This is a genomic window from Acinetobacter stercoris, from assembly GCF_900323515.1.
GTDB lineage: Bacteria > Pseudomonadota > Gammaproteobacteria > Pseudomonadales > Moraxellaceae > Acinetobacter > Acinetobacter stercoris.
Map to the genome: position 1 here is coordinate 1 of NZ_OOGT01000255.1, position 4,824 is coordinate 4,824.

The following is a 4,824-nucleotide window of genomic DNA, read 5'->3' on the forward strand; positions in this document are numbered from 1 at the left end:
TAAAATGCTGAATTCCTGTTATTTTTGCTGCAGATATATATTTTAGAAAAACAGATTTATCTTTAATAAAGAGATCATCTTCAATAATAAAAAAGTGCTCAACATCCCGCTCCAATAAATATTTTATTGCTTTATTTTTTGAGCATCCCACACCTATATTGGATCCATTATTAATTAAGGGAATTGTTTTAAATAATATTGGATTTATCCATTCACCATCATTAATGATAATAATTTCATCAATCACATCCAATGCAAGACTTTCAACTAGCCTCTGTAAACTCTCTTGACGATTATAAGTTACAATACCAATACCAACCTTTTCTCCTAAAATCACTTATACACCTTTTTTCTTAAGCTTTTAATCAGGTTTAAAATCTTCTTTTGATTACCCATGTATCTCAAAAATGGGCTCGAAGAAATAAAGAAATTTGAACACATTGCCCAAAGAAATCTTGATTTACAATTTTGAGACCACCAAGAAATATATTGTTTCTGTAAGACTCTATAAGAATTATCTACCTTACCAGAACTCTTATGTAACAGCAGAAAATCAATCACATAAGCTTTCAATCCCAATCTACGAGCATTTTCACATAAATCTAAACCATATAGATGAAATCCGTGAAATATCGTTGTACAGGCAATATTATGTTTTCTGTTAATAATCAAAAAATTTTCATCCAGACTCATCACTTCATTTGGAATTTTTCCCTGTCTAATATTTGGTTGATCAGGTTCACTAATAACAATATGAGTTCTACCATTTTCATCTTTACCAGCATTACCAGCAATTGCCCAATCTGCTTGATTTTCATCCAAATCAGCAAGTATTTTTTGTAATTTCTCACATTTATCATGATGAAATAAAATATCCTGATGACAAAAAATCAGATACTCTCCATTCACATGCCTTAAAGCCTTGTTTATACCTTTATATGCATCAAAGGTATTTGAGTTTTTATTATCAAAATAAAAAAACTCTGCTAATTGTTCACTAAATCCCGCTGCTTTTGCTGATTCGACCATTTCAAGATATTCATCTGGACGTGTAACCAACGTGCAAAAACTAAATGTTTTAATGAATTTCTTTTCAGAATTCAAACAAGTATAAGCATCTAATCTTGAGTCTATATTCATATCTGTTTCTTAAAAAAGGGAGAAGCAATTTTATCTTTATCACTCACCAAAACTTCATCAACACCGTCTAATGGCCATTCAATCGCTAACGTTGGGTCATTCCAGACAATGGCATCTTCACTCTCTTTATTATAGTAATTGGTTGCTTTATACAAAAATTGAGTATTATCCTCTAATGCAATAAAACCATGTGCAAAGCCTGCTGGTATCCAGAACATATTTTTGTTTTCAGCGCTTAATTCTACTCCAACCCATTGTCCATAAGTCTTTGAGCCCTTACGCATATCAACAGCAACATCCCAAGCTTTGCCCTGTACTACCCTAACAAGTTTTCCCTGCGCATAAGGTTCTTTTTGAAAGTGTAAACCACGCAGTACACCCTTTTGCGAAAGTGAATGATTGTCCTGAACAAATTCAGGTACATCTAAACCCAGCTCCTGAAGTGCATTTGCAAATCGTTGTTGGTTAAAGCTTTCCATAAACCAACCACGATCATCACCAAAAACTGTTGGGTGAAGAATTAATAACCCTTCAATTTTGGTCTGTTCTACTTTCATTTTGCCTCATCCAATAATTTATAAAGATATTGCCCATATTCAGTTTTACTGAGTTTTTCAGCAGACTTCTGTAACTGATCCCGATTGATCCAGCCATGATGAAATCCTATTTCCTCTAAGCAGGCAACCTTTAAAGATTGACGTTTTTCAATGGTATATACAAACTGCCCTGCCTCTAATAAGGACTCATGCGTTCCTGTATCTAGCCACGCAAAACCACGTCCCAGTAACTCAACATTTAACGAACCATCTTTTAAATACGCATTATTAATATCTGTGATTTCGAGCTCACCGCGAGCAGATGGCTTAACCTGTTTTGCAAACTCAACCACACGGTTATCATAAAAATATAACCCCGTTACTGCATAGTTTGATTTTGGCTGTTTAGGTTTTTCTTCAATACTCAATACTTTCCCTGAAGTATCAAACTCAACAACACCAAAACGTTCTGGATCAGTTACATGGTAACCAAAAACAGTTGCGCCATATTCTCGGCTATTTGCAACTTCCAGCTGCTTACTAAAACTCTGACCATAATAGATATTGTCACCTAAAATCAGACAAACATCATCCTGACCAATAAACTCTTCTCCAATTAAAAACGCCTGAGCCAAACCATCTGGAGAGGGCTGTACTTTATAGCTCAGGGATATACCGAACTCGGTGCCATCCCCCAAAAGCTTTTCAAAATTTGGCAAATCTTCAGGTGTTGAAATAATCAGAATTTCTCGAATTCCAGCTAGCATTAAAACCGATAAAGGATAATAAATCATCGGTTTATCGTATATCGGTAATAATTGTTTAGACACACCTTTGGTAATAGGATGCAAACGTGTACCTGAACCACCTGCTAAAACTATACCCTTACGTTTTTTTTTCATTTATCAAGTAGCTCCGCAATTGTACGCTTTACACCTTGTTGCCAATCTGGCAGGTGTAAATCAAAAATTTTCTGAATTTTCTGGTTATTCAGTCTAGAGTTTAAAGGACGTCTGGCAGGAGTAGGATACTGTTCTGTAGGAATAGGACAGACCGATTTCAGTTTAAAATCTGCTCCTGATACTCGAGCTTGTTCAAAAACATAGTTCGCATAATCAAACCAGGATGTTTCTCCACTCGCTACCAGATGATAAATCCCCTTCTTGGTATCATCTTTTAATGTTTGCAAAACCGTTTGCACAGTAATATCCGCAATCAACTCTGCTGAAGTAGGTGCCCCAATCTGATCATTAATGATCGAAAGTTCTTCTTTCTGCTGTGCAAGATTCAGCATGGTTTTTAAAAAATTCTTACCTTTAGCAGCATATACCCATGACGTCCTGAAAATAAGGTAGTTGCAACCCGATACCTGAATCGCATGTTCCCCTAAAGCTTTTGTTTTTCCATAGACATTTAATGGATGAACCTCATCTGTTTCAACAAAAGCATCATTTCCATGACCATCAAACACATAATCCGTTGAGTAATGTACAAATAATGCACCTACTTCATGACAAGCCTGAGCAACAGATTTAACTGCTACATGATTCACTAAATCAGCTTGTAGTTTCTCTGTCTCTGCCAGATCAACAGCAGTAAAAGCTGAAGCATTCACAACAACATCTGGGGAAACTGCTAAAATAGTTTGATAAACCTCTTGGGGATGATTCATATCACCAGTTAATGCATTTATCTTATTACGATCTAAAGCAACAACTTCACCAAGAGGAGCTAATGCTCTTTGCAGCTCCCAGCCGACCTGACCATTTTTTCCAAGCAATAAAATTTTCATCATTAACCTTTGTATTGCTTGTCCAGCCAAGAATGGTATTCACCACTTTTAACGTGATCAACCCATTCTTGATGGTTTAAATACCATTCAACAGTTTTTTGAATTCCTGAGTTAAACGTCTCTATTGGTTTCCAGCCTAAATCTTTATAGATTTTCGAAGCATCTATTGCATACCTTAAATCATGCCCTGGACGATCTTTGACAAAAGTGATCAGATTTTCGTAAGGCTCATTATTAGCTTGCGGTTTCAGATTATCTAAAATTCGACAGATCGTTTTTACTACTTCAATATTCTGTTTTTCATTATGTCCACCGATATTATAGGTTTCCCCAACCTTACCTTCAGTTACGACTTTAAATAATGCACGTGCGTGATCTTCGACATAAAGCCAATCACGAATCTGTTCACCCTTACCATAAATTGGTAGAGCCTTACCATTTAAAGCATTTAAGATAACGAGCGGAATAAGTTTTTCTGGGAAATGATAAGGGCCATAATTATTTGAGCAGTTACTGACAATAGTAGGTAAACTATAAGTTCTATGCCACGCTCTTACCAAATGATCAGAACTTGCTTTACTTGCTGAATAAGGTGAACTAGGAGCATAAGGCGTTGTTTCGGTAAATAGATCCTCAGTCCCCTCCAAATCCCCATATACCTCATCCGTAGAAATATGATGAAAGCGAAATGCATTTCTGCGTTCGTCACCCAAACTGGCCCAGTATTTTCGGCTTGCTTCCAAAAGTTGATAAGTACCTACAATATTCGTTTCAATAAAGGTACCCGGTCCTAAAATTGAACGATCAACATGAGACTCTGCTGCCAGATGCATCACATAATCAGGCTGAAAATCTAAAAATAATTGATCAAGAGATTCCCTGTCACAAATATCTGTTTGAGAAAAAGAATAACGTTCATTATCAGCAATGCTACTGAGTGACTCTAGATTTCCCGCATACGTTAACTTATCTACATTTAATACTTGATGCTCAGTGTTTTGAATAATATGGCGAATAACAGCAGAACCAATAAAACCTGCTCCACCTGTGACAAGAAATTTCATAAATAAATTATTAACCCACTCTTTTATGCGCTAATTTTAGCACTGATTTTCACGATATCTACCACAATTTAATATAAATTTATAAATAAAACATCCCAAAAATCCAGCTAAGATACTGATATTATTTCAAGTATTCTAAAGGACCAGTCAAAGCATTCTATATAATATCCACAACATAAAATAGAATCATAAATTTAAATTATTTACTAAACACTGCTAATAAAAATTAAAACTAAGTCTTTATAAGTTATTTTTTTTTATGAAAAATTTTATATAATTCTCGGGCATGATT

The 4,824-nt window shown here is 35.2% G+C and carries 6 protein-coding genes; all 6 read right to left on the minus strand.

The features are described from left to right. Positions 1–337, minus strand: a 337-nt coding sequence (locus KPC_RS17900) for a glycosyltransferase family 2 protein (protein ID WP_228212322.1), incomplete at its 3' end; no start/stop codon positions are given. Then, positions 334–1,140: a glycosyltransferase gene (locus KPC_RS17905; protein ID WP_121975692.1), complete on the minus strand. Its 807-nt coding sequence runs from the start codon at positions 1,138–1,140 to the stop codon at positions 334–336. The genes KPC_RS17900 and KPC_RS17905, both read right to left, overlap by 4 nt. Next, positions 1,137–1,697 carry a dTDP-4-dehydrorhamnose 3,5-epimerase gene (rfbC, locus tag KPC_RS17910; RefSeq protein ID WP_121975693.1) on the minus strand — a complete coding sequence of 187 codons (561 nt, stop codon included), beginning with the start codon at positions 1,695–1,697 and terminating at the stop codon, positions 1,137–1,139. The genes KPC_RS17905 and rfbC overlap by 4 nt, the downstream gene beginning before the upstream one ends. Beyond that, the gene (gene rfbA / locus KPC_RS17915) at positions 1,694–2,578 is read right to left on the minus strand and encodes a glucose-1-phosphate thymidylyltransferase RfbA (RefSeq protein WP_121975694.1); all 885 of its coding nucleotides are present in this window, start codon (positions 2,576–2,578) and stop codon (positions 1,694–1,696) included. The genes rfbC and rfbA overlap by 4 nt, the downstream gene beginning before the upstream one ends. Then, on the minus strand, positions 2,575–3,468 hold the full coding sequence (rfbD, locus tag KPC_RS17920) for a dTDP-4-dehydrorhamnose reductase (protein WP_228212324.1): 894 nt from the start codon (positions 3,466–3,468) through the stop codon (positions 2,575–2,577). The genes rfbA and rfbD overlap by 4 nt, the downstream gene beginning before the upstream one ends. A 2-nt stretch (positions 3,469–3,470) precedes the next feature. Continuing rightward, positions 3,471–4,532, minus strand: coding sequence for a dTDP-glucose 4,6-dehydratase (rfbB, locus tag KPC_RS17925; protein WP_121975696.1), 1,062 nt, complete (start codon positions 4,530–4,532; stop codon positions 3,471–3,473). Positions 4,533–4,824 lie beyond the last annotated feature (292 nt).

Bases quoted from the DNA above. Each gene is read 5' to 3' on its own strand.
- KPC_RS17905 (WP_121975692.1), bottom strand. From the start codon at position 1,140: ATGAATATAGACTCAAGATTAGATGCTTATACTTGTTTGAATTCTGAA.
- rfbC (WP_121975693.1), bottom strand. From the start codon at position 1,697: ATGAAAGTAGAACAGACCAAAATTGAAGGGTTATTAATTCTTCACCCA.
- rfbA (WP_121975694.1), bottom strand. From the start codon at position 2,578: ATGAAAAAAAAACGTAAGGGTATAGTTTTAGCAGGTGGTTCAGGTACA.
- rfbD (WP_228212324.1), bottom strand. From the start codon at position 3,468: ATGAAAATTTTATTGCTTGGAAAAAATGGTCAGGTCGGCTGGGAGCTG.
- rfbB (WP_121975696.1), bottom strand. From the start codon at position 4,532: ATGAAATTTCTTGTCACAGGTGGAGCAGGTTTTATTGGTTCTGCTGTT.